Here is a 23807-nt window from a genome sequence, read left to right on the forward strand (position 1 = left end):
CCCGCGCGGTGAAGCCTCAGGATTCTTGCCGGAGGGTGCCCCGGGCGTTGTCTTCGACCCATCTCCTCAGGTAGAGCGGGCTGGTGACGACGTTGGGGCGCCCGTCGGGTTGGTCGGGGCGCACGGTGACCATGAAGGGGAATCCTCCGGCCTCGACCGTCGCGCCACCGGTGATCGCGGCTGCGTTGCCAGCGAGAATCGCATCCGCGACTACCATGCTCACAACCAATGCCAGCAGCCTGGTACACAACACTCGCACAACACCCTCCTCGATCACGTGGTCCTAGTCTGTCCACGCGGCATTCGTTGCCGCGATGGTTCGTGCCTTGACTCTCTCGTTACGTGAGGCGGCACAGTGACAGACATGGAACCTGTAGAACACACTGTTGGCGTGGTCGCGCAGTCGACCGGCATATCGGTTAGGGCCTTGCATTACTACGACGAGATCGGTCTGCTCCAACCCGGCGGGCGCAGCGCGACCGGATACCGTCTCTACAGCGACAGCGACCTCGAGAGACTGCAGCGGATTCTGTTCTACCGTGAGCTCGATTTCGGCCTCGAAGACATCGCGTCCATGCTCAACGATTCCCGCCTCTCCGACGAGGATCACCTGCGGCGCCAACACGAACTGTTGAGCGACAGGATCTTCCGGCATCAAGCCATGGTCGCGCTGATCGACAAGGAGTTGAGCGCCCGTAAGGCGGGCATCACCCTCACCCCCGCGGAACGACTCGAGGTGTTCGGCGGCGACCGTCTCGTCGACGCTGCCGACGAAGCCGAACGACGCTGGGGCGGACTGCCGGAGTTCGCTCAGCGCCGGGACCGGACCACCCGATACACCAAGCAGGACTGGCTCGACCTGCGCGCCGAGCAACGCGAGATTCACCAATCCCTCGCCGACGCGATGCGGGCAGGCACCGCGGCCGAGGATCCGGCCGTCATGGATCTCGCCGAACGACACCGCCGTCACCTCGAACGCTGGTTCCACGACTGCGATTTCGACACGCATCGGCGATTGGCCGAGGAGTACCGCGCCAATCGCCGACTCGGCCTCAACTACGACGACATGGCTGCAGGGTTATCGCAGTACATACACGACGCGATCCTGGCGAACTGCCGACGCAGCAACTGCGTTTCCGAAGTGCCCGGAGGGTAAGTCGACACACCGCGGCAGTAGTCGTCGGAAAACGCACTCTTCTGCCGCATATCGCGCGTTGGTCAGTCGCCCGAATCGGCTGGCCCCGCCATCGCCGCTGCCTCATTCGGAGCCGACGGCTGAAAAGGTCGCAGGCTGCGGAAACACGTTGCCGCCGAGGGTGTCTCGCGACGAGGGGTTGCCGACAGACCCCGCGCGGGACCGACGACCGAGCGGGTCGGTGCTCCTACTGCATGACCGTCAGGGCGCCCGTGGCGCTGCCGCTGCGGATCTTCGAAACCTGCAGCTGCGATGTCGATGATCTCGGCAAGGAACACAGCCACCGCGTGCTGCGCGTGGTCGGCAAGGGCAGCAAGGTTGTGCCGATTCCCTTGCCGCCAGCCGTGGGACGCGGCATCGACCGCGCGATCAGCGACCGCGGACGCGGACCGATTCTGCTCAATTCTCGTGCGCGACGTCCAGATCGCCGCCCGCCACGCCGACCCCCGCACCACCATGCGCTATGACCGCGCCCGTACCAACCTCGACCACCACCCCAACTACATCCTCGCCGCCTATATGGCCTCGGGCACATGACAACTCAACGCGCGCACATGCCGATGACAGGTCGATACGTGATACGAGATGACCTGCGGCGTCCGGGTGAATCAGTAGTACTGGACCAGGCAGAACTCATGCTCCTCGGGATCGGCCATCACGACGACTACACCCTCGTCGTAGTCGTGTCGTTCGCCGGTGCACCTGCCGCCGAGAGCGATGACCTGAGCGATGCCCCGGTCGATGTCGTCGACTGCAACGTCGAGGTGTAGGCGAACCTTGCCGTGCTTGGGCTCGGTCACGGGTTGGAAGACCAGGCGAGGCTGCGGATCGCCGGGATGGCCGAGGTAGACCCAGCCAGGGTTGGACGGCCCCTCCGGGCGGTCCAGTAGCGCACTCCAGAAGCCCGCCACCCGTTTCACGTCGACGCAGTCGATGGTCACTCCGACCCAGCGGTTGGTCATCTCGTCAGTGTTCCTCTGTTCTCTGTCATCGGGGGGCCTGGCACTCGGACGGGATCGGGCGCCGACCCGCGCGGCCGACCGAACGCAACATACTGCCGCCGACCGCGCACTTCAGTTGTGTTCGGAAGGTCGTCCGCCCCCGAAGGTGCGCTCATCCAGCGGATAGCGGCACCGTCATTGGTCGATCTTCTTGATTTTCGTAGGTTCCGAGGCATCGGATTCCCGGACACGAACCGTAGCCAGTGCGGCCGCATCCTCTGCTGCCGCAGCGTCATTGGCCAACTCGACGTCGGCCGGAGACTCCGCCGCGGCGTCGGCAGCGTCGGCGGCCGCCTGGGCTTCTGTTTCCGCTTTCCGGGCACGTGGGAGCACTTCTTTGAGGTAGTTCGCAAACTTGGTTGCGATTCCAGGGGTGTTGATCATCGCGGGGAGGACGCGGACGAAGCAGGCATAGGGCGGGACAGCGGCTCTGGCGGCATCGGCGTCGGCGCGGGCTGCGGAGGCGGGATCCTTCGCAGCGGCAGCCTTCTTCACCGCAGCATCGACAGCGTCGGTGGCGTCGCGCTTGATCTTGTCGCATTCCCCTTGGGGCGTGAGGAACCCGGTTACTACCCTGGTGCGGCCATGGGCGTAGTCGGCACGGGCACGAGCCTGAGCGATCAGAGCGTCGTCGACGGTCGCGGCATGGACGCCGATGCCCGCGGTCGGCAACGCCCCAGCAGGACTTGCCATGCCACCGACGGCCGCGTGCGCAGCCGCCACGGCAACGACCCCGATCGCTGCCCGCAGCGCATGCCTGTGACCTCCACCGAAACCCACACGATCTCCCTCCAAACGGCGAACAAACCCTCGGTCGCCAGGTATTCGATCCCGAACTCCGCCGGGATTGGTCGCCTTCCACAGCGATGGCCAGACCGAGCCCGCCGAATGGCAAAAAACATCGCGGCCCGCCTAGCCGGGCGCTGGACATCCCTCATGCCGCTTACCGGGGGGACGGCAAGACGAAACCCGTTGCGGCACAGAACGTCCGCACATGCCGATTTCACACCAATCGCAAGCTAGTTCGACGTGAGTACATGGAGTTACCCATGTACTCCCGAAATCAAGCATTGCTCTGGCAATACTCGTCTGCACCTCTCAGCAGACACGGCCGTCGCGGGCGCCGGCGCAACTCTGGCAGGTGCCGAAGACCTCCATGGTGTGGCTGATGTCGGTGAAACCGTGGTCGGAGGCCACGGATTCGGCCCACGCCTCCACGGTCGGGCCCTCCACCTCCACCGTGCGGCCGCAGTGGCGGCACACCAGGTGATGGTGATGGCCCTTCGAGCACTGGCGGTAAACCGACTCGCCGGTGTCGGTGCGTAGCACGTCCACCTTGCCCGCCTCGGCCAGCGACTGCAGCGTCCGGTAGACGGTGGTCAGGCCGATGCCCTCACCGCGGCGGCGCAGCTCGTCGTGCAACTCCTGGGCGGAGCGGAACTCCTCGATGTCACCGAGCAGCGCCGCGATGGCGCTGCGCTGGCGAGTACTGCGGACCCCGACGGTCTTCTCGGTAGTGCCCGTGTTGTCCGGCACGAATCACCCTTCCTCGGCATGTGCGACGGCGTCGACGACGATGCGTGCCAGATGATCGTCGACCAGTTCGTAGATGACCTCGCGGCCGGTGCGCTCCCCGCGCACCACGCCCGCCGACTTGAGAATGCGCAGATGCTGGCTGACCAGCGGCTGCGTGACACCCAGCGTGTCGACCAGTTCGTGGACGCAGCGCGGGGATTCGCGCAGCTGGAGCACGATGGCGATCCGGACCGGGGCCGCGAGCGCCCGCAGCAGCTCGCCCGCCCCGTCCAGAATGGCGCGCGGCGGCACGATCGGCGCGGTGGGCGCGCGGTAGGGATACGGATCGTGGGGGATCGGGGTGGGCGCCTCCACGGCGACGCGGCTGCGACGCGCGGGGACACCGCTGTCGGCGGTCATCGAACCAACTCCTTATTGGAAACCGATCCCATTTTGATATGCACAGGTGCGCATGTCAATTCTGGGTGGTCCGTGTCCCGCGAGTCTGCCGAAATCTTATTTCGGAGAGTCGTCCGCGTGGGGCATCCGGTCCTGCCGCGCGGGGCCGGGAACCGTGCCTATAGGCTGGATCGAATCGTTTTCGCAGCACACAGGGAGACCGTCAGTCGTGGCACCCAAGTCCAAGGTCGACACCGTCGCCAATCTCGCCAAGCGCCGGGGTCTGGTGTACCCCAGCGGCGAGATCTACGGAGGCACCCGGTCGGCGTGGGATTACGGTCCGCTGGGCGTCGAGCTCAAGGAGAACATCAAGCGCCAGTGGTGGCGGGCCATGGTCACCGGCCGCGACGACGTGGTGGGCCTGGACTCCTCGATCATCCTGCCGCGCCAGGTGTGGGTGGCCTCCGGCCACGTGAGCGTGTTCAACGATCCGCTGGTCGAATGCCTCAACTGCCACAAGCGCCACCGTCAGGACCACCTGCAGGAGGCGTACGCGGAGAAGAACAAGATCGACGATCCGGACAGCGTGGCGATGGAGCTCATCGGCTGCCCGGACTGCGGCACGGTCGGCAAGTGGACCGAGCCCCGCGACTTCAACATGATGCTCAAGACCTACCTCGGCCCGATCGAGTCCGAGGAGGGGCTGCACTACCTGCGGCCGGAGACCGCGCAGGGCATCTTCGTCAACTTCGCGAACGTGATGACCACCGCGCGCAAGAAGCCGCCGTTCGGTATCGCCCAGATCGGCAAGAGCTTCCGCAACGAGATCACCCCGGGCAACTTCATCTTCCGCACCCGCGAGTTCGAGCAGATGGAGATGGAGTTCTTCGTCAAGCCGGGCGAGGACGAGCGGTGGCACCAGTACTGGATCGACACCCGCCTGGCCTGGTACACCGACCTGGGCATCGATCCGGAGAACCTGCGGCTCTACGAGCACCCGAAGGAGAAGCTGTCGCACTACTCGACCCGCACGGTCGACATCGAGTACCGCTTCCACTTCCAGGGCGGCGAGTGGGGTGAGCTGGAGGGCGTCGCCAACCGCACCGACTTCGACCTGAAGACGCACTCCGAGCACTCGGGCACCGAGCTGAGCTTCTTCGATCAGAACTCGGGCGAGCGCTACACCCCGTACGTGATCGAGCCCGCGGCGGGTCTGACCCGCTCGCTCATGGCGTTCCTCATCGACGCCTACAGCGAGGACGAGGCGCCGAATGCCAAGGGCGTCATGGAGAAGCGCACGGTGCTGAAGCTGGACCGCCGCCTGGCCCCGGTGAAGGCGGCCGTGCTCCCGCTGTCGCGCAACGCCGATCTGTCGCCGAAGGCGAAGGACCTCGCCGCGCGGTTGCGCCGGAGCTGGAACGTGGAGTTCGACGACGCGGGCGCCATCGGCCGCCGCTACCGCCGCCAGGACGAGATCGGCACCCCGTTCTGCATTACCGTCGACTTCGACACCCTCGAGGACCAGGCCGTGACCGTGCGCGAGCGAGATTCCATGGCGCAGCAGCGAATCGCGCTGGACCAGGTGGAAGGTTATCTGGCGCAGCGGCTTATCGGGGCCTGAGGTCCCGACGAGCTCCCAGAAGTTCCCGGCATGCTTTTGGCTGGGAACATAGGGCCGACATGAGACAGATCTTCGAGCAAGCGGGCGTGCAAGGCTGGCTGCATGCCCGCTGCCTCGATTGCGGGGCCGAAATCGGTGACGGCGCGGACGAACCCGTGGTGCTGTCGTCGGTGGTGAAGGTGCTGCTGGTGCTGGAGCTGGGACGGCAGATCGCGGCGGGGCAGGTCGATCCCACGGATCGGGTGCGGGCGACGGCCGCCTACCGCCTCGGCGGGCCGGGGACCTCGGGATGCCGCGACGATGTGGAATACAGCCTGCGCGACGCCGCGTATCTCGCGCTGTCGCTGAGCGACAACACCGCCGCGGACCTGCTGTTCGAGCGGGTCGGACTGGACAATGTGCGTTCCCTGGCAAGGGAATTGGGCCTCACCCGCACCCGGATCGCCGGGGCCCTCCGCGATCTGCTGCTCTCGATGGCCGAGGACATCGGCGCACCGGACGCCACCGAATTCGCCCGCCGCTACCCGTCATTGGCGCCCGCCGACGTCTTCGCCCTACGCGCCCTGGATCCCCGGCGCACCACCGCGAGCACCCCGCGCGAAATGACCCGACTCCTGGACCTCATCGCCCGCGACGCGGCCGGACCGCCCGCCACCTGCGCCTGGCTGCGCGAGCTGATGAGCCTCCAACTCAACCAGCACCGCCTCGCCGCCGCCTTCCCCTCGAACGCACTGGTATGGGGCAAAACCGGCACCCTCCCCGGCCTCCGCAACGAGATCGGGGTCGTCGAATTCCCTGATGGTGCGCGATACGCCGTTGCCGTATTCACCAAGGCGCGTGTGTTGGATCACCGTCTGCCGCAAGCGGATCGGGCCATCGGCACGGCCGCTCGCACAGCGATCGAGGCCATCGATCACCGGCGCCCCAAGTAATCCGCCGCGCTTTCTACCTTTGATCCCGGTGTGCCTCTCACCTTTGACCCCGGTGTGCCTCTCACCTTTGACCCCGGTGTGCCTCTCACCTTTGACCCCGGTGTGCCTCTCACCTTTGACCCCGGTGTGCCTCTCACCTTTGACCCCGGTGTGCCTCCCACCCTTGATCCCGGTGTGCCTCCCACCCTTGATCCCGGCGTGCTTTTGGCCGGGATCTCTCGTAGATTCCGGCCAAAAGCACGCCGGAATCAAGGGAGTACATCGGAGTACATGGGAGTACGTGGGAGTACATGGGGATGGGGGGAGTCATGCCCGAATGTCGGGAATGCCAATGGTATTCACCGGCGGCCGATGAGTACATTCCACGGGCGCGCCTCGTCCTGAGCCGGGGCAAGCGTCGAAACACCGTCGGCGCGAAGCACTTCCACGATCAGCGTGCCGAAGCGGTGGGCGACGGGGTGCGGAGCGGTGGTGGGCCAGGCCAGGGACATGCGGCGGTGCAGGGGGTTGCCGGTCAGGGGGCGCCAGACGACGCGGGGTTCCTTCTGGGTCACCATGCCCTGGTCGAAGGCCACGCCGTGGCCCGAAAGGACCAGGCCCAGCACGAATTCCGGATTGCGGGCGTGGACCACGCGGGTGGGCCGGAAGCCGTGTTCCCAGCAGGTGCGCAGCGTCGCGTCGTACAGGTTCGGCGCGGTGGCCCGGGGGAACAGCACCAGGCCGTGGCCCGCCAGATCGGCCAGGGCGAGAGCGGATTTCGCGGCCAGCGGCGAATCCCGGTGCAGCACAATGCCGAGCGGGGTGTCCACGGCCGGGCCGAGCTCCAAACCGATGATGTCCACCGGATGCTGGAGCAGTCCGGCGTCGAGCTGGCGGTCGGCGAGCAGGCGCAGCTGTTCGGCCGTGGTCAACTCCTGTAGGTCCAGCCGCACCTGCGGGTGCTGCCGCTCGAAGGCGGTCAGGATGGCCGCGAGCACCCGCCCGGCCAGTTCCGGCGGCACACCCACGCGCAGGGCGTCGGTCTCGCCCCGATGTGCCTTGCCGACAAGGGTTTTCGCCCGATCCCAGCGGGCCAGCAGGTCGCGTGCCTCGGCGAGCAGGATCTGACCGGCCTCGGTGAGCTCGACGGTGCGGCCGCGATCGAACAGCCGCGCGCCGAGATCCCTCTCGAGTTCGCGGATGCGCTGGCTCAGCGGCGGCTGGGCCATGTTCAGCCGCTGGGCGGCGCGCCCGAAATGCAATTCCTCGGCCACGACGACGAAGTACCGGAGCTTACGCAGGGGGTCCACGCTGCTACGATATCGGCTTCGATATGGATCGCCGCAACGTTCGATCTTGGACAGCCCGGAGCCCGGCGTGGTGATGTGCCCGCATGACTCAGTTGAACAGGAGAGGGTTGCTGGGCGCGGGCACCGCGGTCGCGGCCGTGCTGGCGGCGGGGTGCACGAGCGAGGACCGCAAGTCCGCGGCGGCGGCCGGATCATCCGGTGTGGCGGTGCAGTGGTGGGGCAACAACGGCTGGCAGATCCGGGTCGGCGGGAAATCGGTGCTGATCGATCCGTGGCTCACCCGCTTCCGCACCGGCACCTACACCAAGGCGGGCGCCGATCCGCGGACGCCGCTGTCGGTCGACACCGCGCTGATCGATTCCCACCTGGATTCCGGTCGGCTGCGCGCGGACCACATCCTGGTCACCCACGGGCACTACGACCACCTCACCGACGTCCCGTACATCGCGCAGCGCACCGGGGCGACGGTGTTCGGCACCGAGACCCACCTGAACCTGCTGTCCGCGCTGGGCGCGCCCGAGGATCAGCTGGCGCTGGTGACCGGCGGCGAGGATTTCGCCTTCGACGGGTATTCGGTGCGCGTGCTGCGGTCGCTGCATTCGGCGATCGGCCCGCGCGCCCAGATCCCGTTCCCGGGAACGCGTCCCGGCTACGGCGGGCCGAAAATCCCTCGGCCGCAGGTGATCGGCGATCTGGTGGAGGGCGGCACGCTGTCCTATCAGGTCACCGGCGGCGCGGTGAGCGTGCTGAATCTGGGCGGCTCCAACTACATCGAATCGGAGCTGACCGGGCTGCGGCCGGACATGCTGCTGCTGCCGGTCGGCGGGGCGAGGGTACGCGAGTACGTGCCGCGCCTGCTGCGCACCCTCGGCAATCCCCGGTACGTGCTGCCCACCCACTGGGACGATTTCGACTACCCGCTGGGCGAACCGGCCCGCGATACCGGCGGGCTCGATACGCTGCACAAAGCGGTGACCGCGGCCAGTCCGGGCAGCAAGTTCGTGGTACTCGGCCACCTGGAGACCTGCACACCCTGATCCCGCGGAAATATCTCGGTGGGACGAACCGTTCCGGTTCCACGAAGTGACCCCGAACAGGAAGGCACAGTCATGGCGCAGGCGGTCGAGTTCGATCGATACGGTGATGTCGATGTCCTGAACGTCGTCGAGGTGCCCGAGCCCGCGCCCGGACCGGGGCAGGTGGCGGTGCGGGTGGTCGCGGCCGGTATCAATCCGGGCGAGACCAAGATTCGCGAGGGACTGCTGCACGACCGCTGGCCCGCGACCTTCCCGTCCGGTCAGGGCAGCGATTTCGCGGGGCGGGTCACCGCTCTCGGCGATGGGGTCGGCGGCGTCGCGGTGGGCGACGAGGTCCTCGGATTCACCGAGCAGCGGGCCAGCCACGCGACCCACGTCGTGGTCCCGGCCGAACAGGTGACGGCCAAACCTGCCGCGCTGTCCTGGGATGTGGCGGGATCGGTGTATGTCGCGGGCACAACGGCTTTCGCGGCCGCGCGCTCGGTGAGCCCCGCGGCGGGGGACACCGTGGTGGTGTCCGGGGCGGCGGGCGGGGTGGGCTCGCTGGTGGTGCAGTTGCTGCGCGCGAAGGACGTGACCGTCATCGGCATCGCGGGCCCGGGCAACCATGCCTGGCTGCGATCCAAGGGCGTGATCCCGGTCGAGTACGGGGACGGGCTCGCCGACCGGCTGCGCGCGGCCGCGCCGGACGGGATCGACGCCTTCATCGACACCTACGGCGACGGTTACGTGGCGCTGGCGATCGAACTCGGGGTGCAGCCCGAGCGTATCGACACCATCATCGACTTCGCGGCCGTGGAGAAGTACGGGGTGAAGTCCGAGGGCAATGCGTTCGCCAACACCATCGACGTGGTCGCCGAATTGGCCGGGCTCGCCGCCACGGGCGCGCTCGAGATTCCTATTGCCGCAACCTATCCGCTGGATCGGGTGCGCGACGCTTACCGCGAGTTGGAGCGCGGGCACACGCACGGCAAGATCGTGCTGCACCCCTGACGGCTGGGCGGGCATGACAACTGTCATGGCACAGTCGTGACGCTCGAACCAGGTCCGTGCGGGCGTCCGCCGCAACAGTGGAGCCATGACATCAGCCATGACCTCCGGCCCGGCGGGGCGGGTCGGCGCCGCGGCGGCCATCGAGATCCGCGGGCTCACCAAGTCGTTTCGTACCTCCGGCGGGACGGTCCGCGCCGTCGACGGGCTCGACCTGGTGGTCGCGCCGGGCGAGGTCGTCGCCTTCCTCGGACCCAACGGCGCCGGTAAGTCCACCACCATCGATATGCTGCTCGGCCTGCTGCGCCCCGATTCGGGCACGGTGCGGGTGTTCGGCGGCACCGCGGACGAGGCGATCGCCCGGGGGCGGCTGGCGGCGGTGCTGCAATCGGGCGGGCTGCTGCCCGACATCACGGTCCTCGAGACCGTGCGGATGGTGGCCAGCCTGCACGCGAATCCCCGTCCCGCGCAGGAGGTTCTGATCCGCGCGGGCATCGACGGCATCGCCGACCGGATGGTGGGCAAATGCTCCGGCGGCCAGCAGCAGCGGCTGCGCTTCGCGCTCGCTCTGCTGCCGAATCCGGACCTGCTGGTGCTCGACGAGCCGACCACCGGCATGGATGTGGAGGGGCGGCGCGATTTCTGGAACGCCATCCGCCGCGACGCGGGGGAGGGGCGCACCGTCGTATTCGCCACCCACTACCTCGACGAGGCCGACGCCTACGCCGACCGCGTCGTGCTGGTGCGCAACGGCGCGGTGGTCGCCGACGGCAGCGCCGCCGCCATCAAGAACCTCGCCGCCGGGCGCACCGTGAGCGCCACCCTGCCCGGGGCCGACCGGCCCCAGCTGCTCGCCATTCCCGGCGTCGACAGCGTGGAGCAGCGCGGCGATCGAATCCTGGTGCACGCCAAGGACTCCGACGCCGTCGCCCGCTACCTGCTGACCGCCACCCCGGCCATCGATCTCGAGATCGCCGGGCACAACCTCGAGGACGCCTTCCTCGCCCTCACCGGAGACCGCTGACATGACCCTGCTCTCTGTCCCCCGCACACCCGTGCGCGCCCTCGGTGGATTCAGCCTCGAATTCCTGAGACTGGAGGTGCGGCGCATGCTGCGCAACCGGCGCACCGGCATCTTCGCCCTGATCATGCCCGCAATACTGTTCGTCGCCTTCGCGGCCCAATCCTCGTACCGCACAACGCCGTACGGTTCGGGCAACCTCACGTCCTTCTTCATGGTCTCGATCGCGCTGTACGGGGCGATGCTGTCCACCGCCGCCGGTGGCGCCGCGGTGTCGGTCGAGCGCGCGGCGGGCTGGAGTCGCCAATTGCGGCTGACCCCGCTGCGGCCCATCGCCTACATCGCCACCAAGGTGATCGTCGCCCTGCTGCTCGGATTGGTTTCCGTCGCAGTGGTTTTCGTGCTCGGCGTGGTATTCGGTGCGAAGCTGAGCCTGCTCGCGTGGGTGAGCTGCTTTCTGATCGTGTGGTTGGGTTCGCTGGTCTTCGCCGCATTCGGGCTGTTCGTCGGCTACCTGCTGCCCGCGGAGAACGCCATGCAGCTGGTCAGCCTGGCCATGGTGCTCATGTCGTTCGGCGGCGGGCTGTTCGTCAAGCTGAGCGGGTGGGCCGCGACGGCCTCGAAGGTGATACCGACCAGCGGGGTCGCCACGCTGGCCCGGGCGCCGTTCGGGGATATCGACGCCGGGTCGATCGCGGTGGCGGTGGTCAATGTGCTGGTGTGGGGTGCGGTGTTCGCCGGGGGTGCGGCGGTGATGTTCCGGCGCGATACCGCGCGGTGAGCCTGCTACCGCACCCTCGGACGGCCGGGGGTGCGGTAGCGTCCGGCGGTGTGGTGAGGAGTGCTCGGGTGGATGTGAAGACACTGATCAGGAGGGTGCAGCCGCGGTTCTCGCGGGCGCTCGATCGCGCCGCGATCGTGGAACCGTCGGAGATGGGGCCATGGCAGCGGGCGTGGTTCGGTGTGTTCCTCGCTGTGGTCTGGGCGGCGGTTCTGATCAGTCCGATTCACGAGAAATTCCGGCACGATGTGCTCGCGGGTGCCCTGGCGGCCACGGTTATGGCGATTCTCGCCGTGTTGATCATCGTGGCCCTGACCTGGTTCCGCCGGTTCGGCCCGGATAATTTCGGCCCGGACAATCCGGCCGAGCAGGGACCGATCGATCCCCGGGTCTGGATATTGATCGCGGGCATGGTGGTGTGCAGCCTGGCGCTGGTGGTCCTGCTGGGTGGAGTCGGCGTGGCGACCATCCTGTGGGTGGCGTCGGTGGGGGTGTTCGTTCTGCCGAGCCGCGAATCCGGATACATGGTGGTCGTCACCGTGGGGATCATCGCGATCGTGGCGCTGCTACAGCACTTGAACGGCGGGGAGTTGTTCATATGTATCGTCCCGATCTTCATGTGGATCGGCCGTGAGGTCGGGACCCGCGGCCAGCGGTTGCGCGAGCTCGCCCGCGCCCAGCGCTCCGAGCTCGCCGTCGTCGAGGAACGCAACCGCGTCGCCCGCGATGTGCACGACATCCTCGGCCACTCGCTCACCATCATCACCGTGAAAACCGAACTGGCGCAGCGCCTTATGGACATCGACCCGGCCCGCGCCCGGACCGAGATGGCCGATGTGGAACGCCTCGCGCGCGAGGCCCTGGCCGGGGTGCGCGATACCGTCGGCGGCCTGCGCGAGATGTCGCTGTCCCGCGAACTCGCCAATGCGCGAACGGCATTGCACGCGGCCGGAGTCGAGGCCGAGATACCCGCCGACCCCGGCCTACCCTCCGAACGCGGCGTGGTGCTCGGCTGGGTGCTGCGCGAGGCGGTTACGAATGTGGTGCGGCACAGCGCCGCCCGGCACTGTACCGTGCTGGTGAGCGAGTCCGGCATCGAAATCAGCGACGACGGTATCGGATTGGGCGCGGACACCGAATTCGGTTCCGGCCTGAGCGGATTGCGCGAACGCGTGCGGGCCGCGGGCGGGGCACTGACGGTCGGCCGGGCGGCCGACGGCGGGTTGCGCATCGCCGCAACCTTTCCCGAGACGAGGAGGCTATCGTGATCCGCCTGCTGCTGGCCGACGATCAGGCGCTGGTGCGCGGCGCGCTGGCGGCCCTGCTGGGCCTGGAGTCGGATCTCGAGGTGGTGGCCGAGGTCGGGCGCGGCGACGAGGTGCTGACCGCGGTCGAGCGCACCTCGCCCGACGTGGCGCTGCTGGACGTGGAAATGCCCGGCCTGGACGGGATCTCGGTCGCCGAACAGCTGCATGCCGCGCACCCGGGCCTGCGCATCCTGATGGTGACCACCTTCGGCCGCCCCGGCTACCTGCGCCGCGCCATCGACGCCGGGGCCGACGGCTTCGTCGTGAAGGACACGCCCGCAAGGGAATTGGCCGACGCAGTGCGCCGGGTACACATGGGCCTGCGAGTGGTGGACCCGGCCCTGGCCGCCGAAACCCTCACCGCCGGAACCTCACCGCTCACCGCCCGCGAACGCGAGGTACTCGCCGCGGCCGCCGACGGCGCGACCGCCGCCGCCATCGCCGCCCGCCTCCACCTGTCCGAGGGGACGGTCCGCAACCATCTGTCCTCTGCGATCGGAAAGACGGGAACTCGGACGCGCGCCGAGGCCGTGCGGACCGCGGAACGCCTCGGGTGGTTGTGATCCCGGCCAAAAGCATGCCGGGATCATGTAATCGCATGCCGGGATCATGTAATCGCATGCCGGAGACGTGTTCGCATGCCGGGGATGATGTGGTCGCGTGCCGGGTACGTGGTTGCATGTCGGGGATGACGTGATCGCATGTCGGGATATGTGATTGCGTGCCGGGATGACTGCGGGTCATCGGGTGATGCTGTGGGGGATCAGAATGATGCGGTGGGTCGGTGGTGTCGTCGGTCGGCGTCGGCGTAGGTTTCGGATCGTGCATTTGACTCAAATCCGGCTGATCGTTTCCGATTTCCCTCGCACCTTCGAGTTCTACCGTGATGTCATCGGATTGCGGCCGCAGGTCGATAATCCCGGGCCGCCGTATGTGGCCTTCAAGCCGGAGTTCGGTAGTGGGTTGTGCCTGCACGATCGGGATGATCTGAACAAGGCTGTGGGTGGGGCACTGCGGGTCGGGGAGGGCCGCAGCGATACCGCCCTCGTCGCGCTGCGGGTCGACGATCTCGAGCGGTACCTCACCGAACTGCGCTCTCGTGGCGCGGAGATTCTCGCCGAGCCCGTTACGTTCGGCGATCGCATTCTGTGCGCCTACCTCCGCGACCCCGAGGGCAATCTCGTGGAGATCCAGCAGTGGCTCACCACCCGATCCGGCGAGCCGATCCCTCCTGCCAGCTGACCACCGCACGACCCGGCGCGCGAAGACGCGAACTTTGTCGGAGTCCATGGCTACGATCGGAGGGGTGATCACGATGGACTCCCCTTATACGGGCCATGTTTCGCCGGGTGCCAATCCGCAGCAGCGGGATGTCCCGGGCGCGCGCATCGTGAAGATGTCGGTGGGCGGCATGGACAACAACTGTTACCTGGTGCAGGACACCGGAACCGGCGCGGCGCTGCTGATCGACGCGGCCAACGAGCCGGACCGCATCCTCGAGCTGCTGGGGCAGGAGGTGCCGGACGGGGTGCACCTCGTCGTCACCACGCATCAACACCCCGACCACTGGCAGGGGCTGGCGAAGGTGGCGGCCGAGACCGGCGCCCCCACGGCCGCGCACCCGCTCGACGCCGAACCACTGCCGGTGCCGCCCGCCCGCCTGCTCGCCGACGGCGAGACCATCCGGCTCGGCGACCGCACCCTCGAGGTCATCCACCTGCGCGGCCACACCCCCGGCTCGGTGGCCCTCGCCCTCACCGACGGCGGCGGCCGCACCCACCTGTTCACCGGCGACTCGCTGTTCCCCGGCGGCGTCGGCCGCACCACCACGCCCGAGGATTTCGACTCCCTCTACGGCGACGTCACCGGCAAACTGTTCGACCGCTTCGGCGACGACACCGCCGTCTACCCCGGCCACGGCGACGACACCACCCTCGGCGCCGAGCGCCCGCACCTGGGGGAGTGGCGACGTCGCGGTTGGTGAACGGCGGTAAGCGGCCGAGCACGCACCGCAACCTCGGCGTGATCGAGCACTGGCAGACTCTGGGACATGTCGTCGGCTCCCGCACGCCCCGCCTTCGCCGCCTCGCCCCCGCCGGGCTCGCGCACCCGCGGCTCGGCCCTCGGGCGCTGGATGTGGCGGATCGTGGTGGGCACGCTGCTGATGGCGGTGGTCCTGGTCGGCGGCACCGCACTGCGGGTGTGGCAGGTGGCGCGCATCAACGACTACTCCCACGCCGACGCGATCGTGGTGCTGGGCGCGGCGCAGTACGACGGCACCCCGTCCTCGGTCTTCGAGGCACGGCTCGGCCAGGCGGCCAACCTGTACGCGAAAGGCGTTGCGCCGCTGGTGGTCACGGTCGGCGGCAAGCGGGTCGGCGACAACTACACCGAGGCCGCCTCGGGCAAGAACTACCTCAGGAACCGGGGCGTGCCCGCGGATCGGATCCTCGCGGTGGAGACCGGCTCGGACACCCTGCAGAGCATCGAGGCCGTGACGACCGCCCTGCGCGCCCGCGACCTGTCCTCGGTGGTGCTGGTCAGCGACCCGTGGCATTCGCTGCGCACCCGGACCATGGCCCGCGACGAGGGCCTGCGCGCGTGGACCGCCCCGACCCGCACCGGCCCCGCCGTCTACACCCGGGAGTCGCAGTTCCACGGCATCGCCCGCGAAACCGGTGCGCTGCTGTGGTATCAGCTCACCCATTTCTCCGCCGACTTCAAATACACCGCGGAGCAGTGACCGGATAGGAGCAGCACAGCCATGAGCGGCGCGGAGGACGCCTACACCGACCACGACCGCGAACGCGTGGTGCCCGAATCCGCGAAAACCGCCGGTCTGCACTGGTCCTCGACCCCGGAGCGGCGCAGCGACTTCGCCCGCGACCGCGCCCGGGTGCTGCATTCGGCGGCCCTGCGCCGCCTCGCCGACAAGACCCAGGTGATGGGCCCGCGCGACGGCGACACCCCGCGCACCCGGCTCACCCACTCGCTCGAGGTCGCCCAGATCGGCCGCAGCATCGCCGAGGGCCTGGGCTGCGATCCGGACCTGGTGGATCTGGCCGGGCTCGCCCACGACATCGGCCATCCGCCCTACGGCCACAACGGCGAACAGGCCCTGAACCGATTCGCCGACGCCTACGGCGGTTTCGAGGGCAACGCCCAGAACCTGCGCATCCTCACGCGCCTGGAACCGAAGGTCTTCGACGCGCACGGAGAAAGCTTCGGGCTCAACCTGACTCGCGCCGCACTGGACGCCACCGTCAAATACCCCTGGGGCAGAACGGCAAACGCCAGAAAATTCGGCGCCTACGGCGTGGACACCGCCCGGCTGGACTGGGTCCGCCGCGACGCACCCGAGCGGCGGCAGTGCCTGGAATCACAGATCATGGACTGGTCCGACGACGTGGCCTACTCGGTGCACGACGTCGAGGACGGCGTGATCGCGGGCCGCATCGACCTGCGCGCCCTCGCCGACCCCGCCGAGCAGGCCGCCCTCGCCGCGCTCGGCGCGGCGCAGCACCCCACGCTGACCACCGACGAGCTGATCGCCGCCGCGCAGCGCCTGTCCGAACTGCCGGTGATCACCGAGGCCGCGGGCTACGACGGCACGCTGCGTGCCTCGGTCGCGCTCAAGCGACTCACCAGCGATCTGGTCGGCCGGTTCGCCACCGCGGCGGTGGAGGCCACCCGCGAGGCGTCCGGCGGGCACCGGCTGTCCCGCTACGCCGCCGATCTCGAGGTGCCGCCCATCGTGGCCGCCGAGGTCGCGATGCTCAAGACCGTCGCGCTGCGCTACGTGATGTCCGACTCCGAACACAAATTGCGGCAGGACGATCAGCGCGAACGGATCCTGCGCGTCGCCGATCATCTGCTCGCCACCGCGCCGTCCGGACTGGACCCGGTGCTGCTGCCCTGGTGGGAGGCCGCCGACGACGACACCGCGCGGGTGCGGGTGGTGGTCGATCAGATCGCTTCCTACACCGAGAGCAGGCTCGAACGCGTGGCCGCCGATATCACCCCGCGCGGTAGACTCGCTCACCGTGGCCGGACGACTCCCTGATCGCGATATCGCGGCAATTCGAGAACGCGTGCGCATCGAGGACATCGTCGGCGAGTACGTGTCGCTCAAGCGGGCCGGCGCCGATTCGATGAAGGGCCTGTGCCCCTTCCACGACGAGAAGTCGCCCTCGTTCCATGTGCGCCCCAACCACAACCACTTTCACTGCTTCGGCTGCGGCGAGAGCGGCGACGTGTTCGCGTTCCTGCAGAAGATCGATCACATCGGCTTCGTCGAGGCCGTGGAGCAGATGGCCGACCGCATCGGCTACAAGATCAACTATGAGGGCGGCGGCACCTCGGTGCAGCGCGACCGCGGCACCCGCGCCCGCCTGGTGGCCGCCAACGCCGCCGCGCAGGAGTTCTACGCCGCGCAGCTGAACGAGTCCGAGGCCGAGGCCGCGCGCAAGTACCTCACCGACCGCAACTTCGACGGCAATGCCGCCCGGCTGTTCGGCTGCGGCTTCGCCCCCGGCGGCTGGGACACCCTGACGAAACACCTGCTGCGCAAGGGATTCGACATCAAGGAGCTGGAGGCGGCCGGGTTGTCCAAGCCCGGTCGGCACGGCCCGATCGATCGCTTCCACCGCCGATTGCTGTGGCCCATCCGCAATCTCGGCGGCGACATCATCGGCTTCGGCGCGCGCCGGTTGTTCGACGACGACCAGATGACCGCCAAGTACGTCAATACGTCGGAAACGGTGCTGTACAAGAAGTCTCAGGTGCTGTTCGGGCTCGACCTGGCCAAGCGCGAGATCGCCAAGGGGCACCAGGCCGTGGTGGTCGAGGGCTACACCGACGTGATGGCCATGCACCTGGCGGGCGTGAAGACGGCCGTCGCGTCCTGCGGCACCGCCTTCGGCGACGAGCACCTGGCGGTGTTGCGCCGATTGCTGATGGACGACAACTTCTGGCGCGGCGAGATCATCTACACCTTCGACGGCGACGAGGCCGGGCGGGCGGCGGCGCTGAAGGCGTTCGGCGGCGACCAGAAGCTGGCCGGGCAGACCTACATCGCGGTCGCCCCCGACGGCCAGGACCCGTGCGAGCTGCGCCAGCGCTCCGGCGACGGCGCGGTGCGGGATCTGGTGGCGCGCCGGGTTCCGCTGTACGAGTTCGTGATTCGCGGCACCGTCGAGAAGTACTACGACGATCCGGTCACCAAGGACATGAGCGTCGACAAGCAGGTGCAGGCGCTGCGCGAGGCCGTGCCGGTGGTGGCGCAGATCAAGGACTTCGCGCTGCGCAAGGCGTACGCGACGAAACTGGCCGGTTGGGTCGGCTGGGAGGACATCCAGCAGGTGGTCCGGCGCGTGGGCGACGAGGCCCGCCGCGGCCCCCGCAAGGGCGGCGCCCCGGCGCGCGAGTCCGCTCCTGCCGCAACGGTGTCGGAGAGTCCGGCGGCGCTGCCGCATCCGGGCGATCCGGTGCTGCTGCCGCAGCGGCAGGTGCTGGCGGCGGCGCTGCAGTATCCGGCGATCGCGGGCCCGGTGTTCGACGCGCTGGACCCGGAGGCGTTCACCCATCCCGCCTATCTCGCGGTGCGGGCGGCGATCGCCGAGGCGGGCGGCACGGCGGCCGGGCTCGGCGGCGCGGAGTGGGTGACCCGGGTCAGCGACCACACCGACGATCTCACCCTGCGGGCCCTGGTGTCGGAGCTGGCGGCCGAGCCGCTGCCGCTGAAGTCGATGGACGACATCCAGCGCTTCGTCACCGGCGTGCTGGCCCGCACCCAGGAGGCGTGGGTGGGCCGTCAGGTCGCGGAGCTGAAATCCAAACTGCAGCGGGTGTCCTCGACGGAGCAGCCGGATGCGTACATGGCGCTGTTCGGTGATCTGGTGGCGTTGGAGCAGTATCGCAAGAGCCTGCTCGCGCAGGCCATGGGCAATTCCGGCGACTTCGCCCTGAGTTAGCGGCGCAGCTGGTCCTGGGGGACCAGCACGGTGGTGCGCTCGTCGAGCGGTTCCATCGGCTCCAGTCTGGGCTGGGTGCTGAGCCGGTCGGACAGCTTCTGCCGCCCGACCAGGACGAGCTTGCGGGTGATCGGGCTGGCGGTGATGGCGCGCGTGGTCTTGCTGATCTGCTCGTAGCGCGCTCGCCCGGCCTTCGCGCCGAGCACGTAACCGGCTGCGACACCGATGATCAACCGCAGCATATTCCAGGCTCCTCCCAGTCCACTGTCCGCGCGCTACATCATGCCAGAGGGCTCCGACAGGGTGCACAGTGCACGGAGCGGCGCTCCGGGATTCATCAGTTTGCCGGTGGACGCGGCGGGTCCCGGTACTGTGTGCTGAATCACGGAGTCCGTCGGAGGTCGATTTCGTCTGGAGGGCAAGGTGTTTCACGGTAGAAGTCGGATGGTCGCCGGTGCGGTGACCGCCCTGACGGTGGCGCTGGCGGCCACCGTGCCCGCGGGTGAGGCGTCGGCGATCCCGCTGGTGGGCGCGGCGCCGACCGCGCCGGAGGGGATCGGCCTGCCCGCCGGATACGTGCCGCCGCCGCCCACCTACGGCGTGGGCCTGGACCTGGGGCAGGTCATTCCGCTGTCCGACGGCACCCAGCTCACCGCGACCGTGCGCTATCCGACCGATCCGTCGACCGGGCAGCGCGCCGCCGGGCCGTTCCCGGTGATCGTCGACTACACCACCTATATCGGGCTCAGCGGCGTGCTGACCGCCGCGGTCACCGGTGCGGTGCGCGGGGCGCTGGACGCGCTGCACGTGCGACTGCCGGACAATGTGCAGGATCTGGATCGCATTGTCGGCCAGGCCACCAGCGCGCAGGACGCCCTGGTGCGGCGCGGCTACCTCGAGGTGGTGGTGGACGTGCGCGGCACCGGATCGTCGACGGGCGCTTGGAATCCGGCCTCGCCGACCGACGGCGCCGACGGCATGCAGGTGGTGGACTGGGCCGCGAAACTGCCGAATTCCAGTGGGAAGGTCGGCATGTTCGGCTACTCGTTCCCCGGCGTCTCGGCCATGCTGACCGCGGGGCACAGCCGCCCGAACTCGCCGCTGCAGGCGATGATGATGTTCACCGTCCCCAACGACGTGTTCAAGCACGCGGTGAGCCACGACGGCATGTTCAGCCCGGTGCTGCTGACCGTGCTCATCCCCGCCATCCAGGCGATGAGTGCCGTTGCGCCGCTGCTGAATCTGCCGCTCACCCCGCAGGTGGCGGTGCAGGCGCTGATCGACCACGTGCGCGCGGCGCTGGCCTCGCCCGACACACCGCTGGCCAAGCTGGTCGACGGCTTCGGCAACGGCACCTACGGGCACAAGGACGCGTGGTGGTCGGACCGCGATTTCGAGCCGATCCTGCACAATTTCGTGGACAACGACATTCCGACCTATTTCGTCGACGGCATCTGGGATCTGTACCAGGACGGCGCCTTTCAGAACTACGCGCAGCTGCAGAACCTGGCGGCGGGACGGCCGCAGTTCGCGCCGATGGACCCCGGGCAGCGCACCGATCCGAGATTCCAACTGCTGCAAGGGCCCTGGTATCACGTCGGCATGGGTGCGGGGCCGTACGCGCGCATGGATACCGACCCGATCACCATCGCCTGGTTCGACCACTGGCTCAAGGGCGTCGACAACGGGATCGATCGCACCTCGCGGACGCTGCACCTGATCGATCAGACGGGTGCGGGCGCCAACACCACCGCCTACCCGTTCGCCGAGGCGCGCCCGACCACCCTGCGGCTCGGGGCCGGAACCCTCGGCGCCGCCAGCACCGGCGCACCCGACCGGCTGGCCTACTCACCCGTCGAAAACCCGTGCAACCGGGACAATTTCGAGCAGTGGACCGCGGGCGCCCTGCAAATGGCCCTGAACCTGTTGAACGTGAACGATCCGTGCGCGGCCGCCGAGATCGTCGGCCCGCCCTCCGGCATCGCCTATCTCGGCGATCCGGTCTCCGAGCCGACTCTCGTTGCGGGCCCGGCGAATCTGCACACCTACCTGTCGTCCACCACCGACGACGCCGCCCTGCAGGTCCACCTCGACGACGTGGCCTCCGACGGCGGCGCCGCCGAAATCACCGGCGGCGCACAGCTGGCCACGCTCCGCACCCTCGACGATGCCAAGACCTGGCGCACCGCCGACGGCACGGTCTACTCCGCGGAACACCGGCTCTCCTCGGCCGACATCACCGCGTTGCGGCCCGGCGACGTGGTCCCCGTCGACATCCGTTTGCGCCCAACCTATTACCGGCTGGAGGCCGGACACCGGCTGCGGGTCCGCGTGACCACCGGAAACTTCCCGACCACCATGGCCCCGCTCCCGGAGATCCCCAAGCTGATCGGATCGACCGTGCAGATCGTCCACGACCCGCAGCACCCGAGCAGCCTCACCGTGCCGCTGGCCCCGGCAACGGCATTGCACCCGTAGGCCGTTCAGCTCAACGCGGCCCGAACATGCTCGGGCACGGGGATCGGCCGGTAGTCGTCGTGATCGATGCAGACGAAGGTCAATTCGGCCCGGCACACCGCCCGATCCCCGACATCCAACCGCACCCCCACATCGAAAGACGTTCGCCCCCACCGAATCACCTCCGGCGAAACTTCGATCTCCTCCCCGTGCCGTGCGGGCGAGACCCACTCGATCCCCGCCTTCTTCACCGCGTAATCGAACCCCTCCGTGTAGTTCTCCCCCAACACCCCCCGCAACCACACATCCATGGCGTCATCCACGAACGCCAAATAGTTCGCATTGAACACCACCCCCTGCATATCGCAGTCGCCATACCGAACCCGCACCCGATGCGTAAACCCCACACCCCGATCCTACGAACCACCCACCCCATCCGTCCCCGAGGTGATTCTCCTCACCCTCCCCCGCCCACCCTCCCACTCTCCCCGCCCCCAGCCCCACCCCCAACTCCGACATTCCCCCAGGTAGACCCCCGATTTGGGACTCCCCCCAACGATAGGCTAAAGTTTCTCCTCGGCCCGCCCAGAACGGACGAGCCGGAGCAATCCCCTATAGCTCAATTGGCAGAGCAGCCGACTGTTAATCGGCAGGTTCCTGGTTCGAGTCCAGGTGGGGGAGCGTAGAAAGACGCCTATGACCAGTGGTCATAGGCGTTTTTCATAATCAAGTACAACTTGAGGTGCCGACAAAGGTGCCGACAAAGCGTAGACGAGAGATTTTGCAGCAGTTGATTTTTCGTCTGCCCTGCCGCTGACGGGCAGTTTTCAGGGCGTTTTTCGCCTCTGACCTGCAAAGATCCCAATGAAGTGAATTGGGACACAAACCAACTGGTATGTCCTGACGGTGGTGGCTGAAAGTAACCGATCCTCAGCGATCTCCCTCAAGGCTTGAGTGAGCCGCGGACCTCCCTGTCCGGCTTCAGCGGTGCGTCGTCCTGCCACGGTAGGTACATGCCCAGGGCTGCGGCAGCGGCGAACAGCAGAGCCGACCAGGTCACGGCCTCCCATGGCAGCGAGCTCGCAAAGTCGACAAGAGCGCCATCGGCCGGCACGTTGTCGCCGACGCGGCGGATTGCGCCGATCGCCCAAAGCAATGACGCCGTCGCCAGTATCAGCAGGCTCCAACGTGCTGCCTTGGGTATCCCCTTGTCCACGCCGGCTGCCAGGCTTGCCATGAACAGGAATAGGCCCGCGAATGCCGCGATGATGGCGGTGGTCATGAGCAGGAACTCTGCCTGTGACTCACCCTGGTGATGGACCGCGATGCTGATGTAGGCACCGATGAGCCCGCCTGCGACCACCGCGGCGGTATGGGTGAGCCATAAGCGATTCGTGAACGACCACGCACGTGCACCGAGATAGATCATCGCGACAGAGATAATGACCGCGCAGGTGTAGGAGAGCAGGTCGACGGCCGTCGCGCCGATGGCCTCCCGCTCCCATTCGAAGTTGTAGCTCACCGTGGTTTGCATCAGCGCACTGAGCGCCAGGAGCATGATGGTCATCGCGCGGCTGGCGACATCGCGCCACCGCGGAAGCCGTATGAGCGCCACGATCAGGCACACGATGGCCGTGGTGACGTGCAGGACGTTGGCGATGATCGTCATGACAGCAATCTCCGGGCGGGATTGGCGCGCTTCCCTTTTCGCGGCGCGTCCTCGGTGGTGTCGATGCCTGGCTGGGCCGGTACAAGCAGGCGGTGCGAAAGCTCTTCTATCAGTTGCCCATTCGTGGCCGACCGCAACGCATCGCTGACGGTGGGTCGGTCGCCTACGATCGGCAGCCGGAACGCTTCGGCCGGCGCCAGTCCGGCCTGGATCAAACCTTCGGCGGGGTTGACCCCGAACGCTAGGCAGAAGTCAATGACCGTCTGCGCCACAGCGGGTTTGCCGCTGTCGAACAGGTGCCGATCAATCCGGCTGGCGTTGACGTTCATGTGCTGTGAGATAGCGAGAGCGCTCAACCCTCCTGAGATTTGCCTCAGCCATTCCTGAAATCCGCCAGCCATGGCGTGATCGTACCTGCGGGCTCGAGGGGCTCATGGGACGTGTAGCTCTGCTGATGGTGGATGTGTCCCCGCTCACGTCTCCGCATATCTGCGGAGGCTGGTTTGCAAAAGTGAGATAACGAATGGTTTGCTTCCCTGGTGGCAGCGTCTGGTTATGACCAGCGTGGCCGCGCGCGGTCGGGCAGACTTGCGTTCGAACGTATATTCGAATTGGTTGGCT

Annotated in this window: 26 protein-coding genes and 1 tRNA gene; 17 read left to right on the top strand and 10 right to left on the bottom strand. The window is 67.9% G+C overall.

Annotated elements, in window-relative coordinates:
- Positions 1–16: 16 nt before the first annotated feature.
- Positions 17–277 carry a hypothetical protein gene (locus tag HPY32_RS05965; protein WP_156674658.1) on the bottom strand — a complete coding sequence of 87 codons (261 nt, stop codon included), beginning with the start codon at positions 275–277 and terminating at the stop codon, positions 17–19.
- Between the two features lie 87 nt (positions 278–364).
- Between HPY32_RS05965 and HPY32_RS05970 the strand changes: the two genes are divergently transcribed.
- On the top strand, positions 365–1156 hold the full coding sequence (locus HPY32_RS05970) for a MerR family transcriptional regulator (RefSeq protein ID WP_067592882.1): 792 nt from the start codon (positions 365–367) through the stop codon (positions 1154–1156).
- A 447-nt stretch (positions 1157–1603) separates the two neighbouring features.
- Positions 1604–1732 (top strand): hypothetical protein, encoded by a 129-nt coding sequence (locus tag HPY32_RS45580; protein WP_269456524.1) that lies wholly within the window; start codon positions 1604–1606, stop codon positions 1730–1732.
- Between the two features lie 71 nt (positions 1733–1803).
- On the opposite strand, the gene HPY32_RS05980 is transcribed toward HPY32_RS45580, so the two are convergent.
- From HPY32_RS05980 to HPY32_RS05995, 4 genes are all read right to left on the bottom strand, one after another.
- The gene (locus tag HPY32_RS05980; RefSeq protein ID WP_067592879.1) at positions 1804–2157 is read right to left on the bottom strand and encodes a VOC family protein; all 354 of its coding nucleotides are present in this window, start codon (positions 2155–2157) and stop codon (positions 1804–1806) included.
- Between the two features lie 174 nt (positions 2158–2331).
- The gene (locus tag HPY32_RS05985; protein WP_156674657.1) at positions 2332–2976 is read right to left on the bottom strand and encodes a hypothetical protein; all 645 of its coding nucleotides are present in this window, start codon (positions 2974–2976) and stop codon (positions 2332–2334) included.
- A 318-nt stretch (positions 2977–3294) separates the two neighbouring features.
- Positions 3295–3732, bottom strand: a complete 438-nt coding sequence (locus HPY32_RS05990; protein WP_067592874.1) for a Fur family transcriptional regulator — start codon at positions 3730–3732, stop codon at positions 3295–3297.
- 3 nt (positions 3733–3735) lie between these two features.
- Complete coding sequence (locus tag HPY32_RS05995; protein WP_216675877.1) at positions 3736–4131, bottom strand: ArsR/SmtB family transcription factor; 396 nt, start codon at positions 4129–4131, stop codon at positions 3736–3738.
- A gap of 208 nt (positions 4132–4339) precedes the next feature.
- Between HPY32_RS05995 and HPY32_RS06000 the strand changes: the two genes are divergently transcribed.
- Both HPY32_RS06000 and HPY32_RS06005 read left to right on the top strand, forming a co-directional pair.
- Complete coding sequence (locus HPY32_RS06000; RefSeq protein WP_067592872.1) at positions 4340–5731, top strand: glycine--tRNA ligase; 1392 nt, start codon at positions 4340–4342, stop codon at positions 5729–5731.
- A 59-nt stretch (positions 5732–5790) separates the two neighbouring features.
- Positions 5791–6663 (top strand): serine hydrolase, encoded by an 873-nt coding sequence (locus HPY32_RS06005; RefSeq protein WP_067592869.1) that lies wholly within the window; start codon positions 5791–5793, stop codon positions 6661–6663.
- A 338-nt stretch (positions 6664–7001) separates the two neighbouring features.
- Here the strand turns inward: HPY32_RS06005 and HPY32_RS06010 are convergent, their stop codons facing one another.
- Positions 7002–7952: a LysR family transcriptional regulator gene (locus tag HPY32_RS06010; protein ID WP_067592862.1), complete on the bottom strand. Its 951-nt coding sequence runs from the start codon at positions 7950–7952 to the stop codon at positions 7002–7004.
- Positions 7953–8035: 83 nt separating this feature from the next.
- Here HPY32_RS06010 and HPY32_RS06015 point away from each other — a divergent pair, with 83 nt between their 5' ends.
- From HPY32_RS06015 to dnaG, 11 genes are all read left to right on the top strand, one after another.
- Positions 8036–8989 (top strand): MBL fold metallo-hydrolase, encoded by a 954-nt coding sequence (locus HPY32_RS06015; RefSeq protein WP_067592860.1) that lies wholly within the window; start codon positions 8036–8038, stop codon positions 8987–8989.
- 72 nt (positions 8990–9061) lie between these two features.
- Complete coding sequence (locus tag HPY32_RS06020) at positions 9062–9982, top strand: NADP-dependent oxidoreductase (RefSeq protein ID WP_067592857.1); 921 nt, start codon at positions 9062–9064, stop codon at positions 9980–9982.
- Between the two features lie 85 nt (positions 9983–10067).
- Entirely contained in the window at positions 10068–11003 is a 936-nt protein-coding gene (locus tag HPY32_RS06025; protein ID WP_067592854.1) for an ABC transporter ATP-binding protein, read from the top strand.
- 1 nt (position 11004) lies between these two features.
- Positions 11005–11781, top strand: coding sequence for an ABC transporter permease (locus HPY32_RS06030; RefSeq protein WP_067592851.1), 777 nt, complete (start codon positions 11005–11007; stop codon positions 11779–11781).
- Positions 11782–11849: 68 nt separating this feature from the next.
- Positions 11850–13049 carry a sensor histidine kinase gene (locus HPY32_RS46060; RefSeq protein WP_067592848.1) on the top strand — a complete coding sequence of 400 codons (1200 nt, stop codon included), beginning with the start codon at positions 11850–11852 and terminating at the stop codon, positions 13047–13049.
- On the top strand, positions 13043–13651 hold the full coding sequence (locus HPY32_RS06040) for a response regulator (protein ID WP_171982810.1): 609 nt from the start codon (positions 13043–13045) through the stop codon (positions 13649–13651). Before HPY32_RS46060 ends, HPY32_RS06040 begins: the two co-directional genes overlap by 7 nt.
- Positions 13652–13910: 259 nt before the next feature.
- On the top strand, positions 13911–14330 hold the full coding sequence (locus HPY32_RS06045; protein ID WP_067592843.1) for a VOC family protein: 420 nt from the start codon (positions 13911–13913) through the stop codon (positions 14328–14330).
- A 46-nt stretch (positions 14331–14376) separates the two neighbouring features.
- Positions 14377–15072 (top strand): MBL fold metallo-hydrolase, encoded by a 696-nt coding sequence (locus HPY32_RS06050; RefSeq protein WP_067592840.1) that lies wholly within the window; start codon positions 14377–14379, stop codon positions 15070–15072.
- Positions 15073–15138: 66 nt separating this feature from the next.
- The gene (locus HPY32_RS06055; protein ID WP_067592837.1) at positions 15139–15831 is read left to right on the top strand and encodes a YdcF family protein; all 693 of its coding nucleotides are present in this window, start codon (positions 15139–15141) and stop codon (positions 15829–15831) included.
- 21 nt (positions 15832–15852) lie between these two features.
- Positions 15853–17151: a deoxyguanosinetriphosphate triphosphohydrolase gene (locus HPY32_RS06060; protein ID WP_067592834.1), complete on the top strand. Its 1299-nt coding sequence runs from the start codon at positions 15853–15855 to the stop codon at positions 17149–17151.
- On the top strand, positions 17132–19060 hold the full coding sequence (dnaG, locus tag HPY32_RS06065) for a DNA primase (RefSeq protein ID WP_067592832.1): 1929 nt from the start codon (positions 17132–17134) through the stop codon (positions 19058–19060). The genes HPY32_RS06060 and dnaG overlap by 20 nt, the downstream gene beginning before the upstream one ends.
- Here the strand turns inward: dnaG and HPY32_RS06070 are convergent.
- Positions 19057–19302 carry a hypothetical protein gene (locus tag HPY32_RS06070; protein WP_067592828.1) on the bottom strand — a complete coding sequence of 82 codons (246 nt, stop codon included), beginning with the start codon at positions 19300–19302 and terminating at the stop codon, positions 19057–19059. The genes dnaG and HPY32_RS06070 overlap by 4 nt on opposite strands.
- 202 nt (positions 19303–19504) lie before the next feature.
- Here HPY32_RS06070 and HPY32_RS06075 point away from each other — a divergent pair, with 202 nt between their 5' ends.
- Complete coding sequence (locus tag HPY32_RS06075; protein WP_067592824.1) at positions 19505–21538, top strand: CocE/NonD family hydrolase; 2034 nt, start codon at positions 19505–19507, stop codon at positions 21536–21538.
- Positions 21539–21543: 5 nt separating this feature from the next.
- Here HPY32_RS06075 and HPY32_RS06080 read toward each other — a convergent pair whose 3' ends face one another.
- Positions 21544–21924 (bottom strand): acyl-CoA thioesterase, encoded by a 381-nt coding sequence (locus HPY32_RS06080; RefSeq protein ID WP_082871678.1) that lies wholly within the window; start codon positions 21922–21924, stop codon positions 21544–21546.
- 201 nt (positions 21925–22125) lie between these two features.
- Between HPY32_RS06080 and HPY32_RS06085 the strand changes: the two genes are divergently transcribed.
- A tRNA-Asn gene (locus tag HPY32_RS06085) sits at positions 22126–22198 on the top strand.
- Between the two features lie 262 nt (positions 22199–22460).
- Here the strand turns inward: HPY32_RS06085 and HPY32_RS06090 are convergent.
- Positions 22461–23186, bottom strand: a complete 726-nt coding sequence (locus tag HPY32_RS06090) for a hypothetical protein (protein ID WP_067592820.1) — start codon at positions 23184–23186, stop codon at positions 22461–22463.
- On the bottom strand, positions 23183–23515 hold the full coding sequence (locus HPY32_RS06095) for a hypothetical protein (RefSeq protein ID WP_067592817.1): 333 nt from the start codon (positions 23513–23515) through the stop codon (positions 23183–23185). The genes HPY32_RS06090 and HPY32_RS06095 overlap by 4 nt, the downstream gene beginning before the upstream one ends.
- Between the last annotated feature and the right edge of the window lie 292 nt (positions 23516–23807).

It is taken from the genome of Nocardia terpenica (assembly GCF_013186535.1).
Lineage (GTDB): Bacteria > Actinomycetota > Actinomycetes > Mycobacteriales > Mycobacteriaceae > Nocardia > Nocardia terpenica.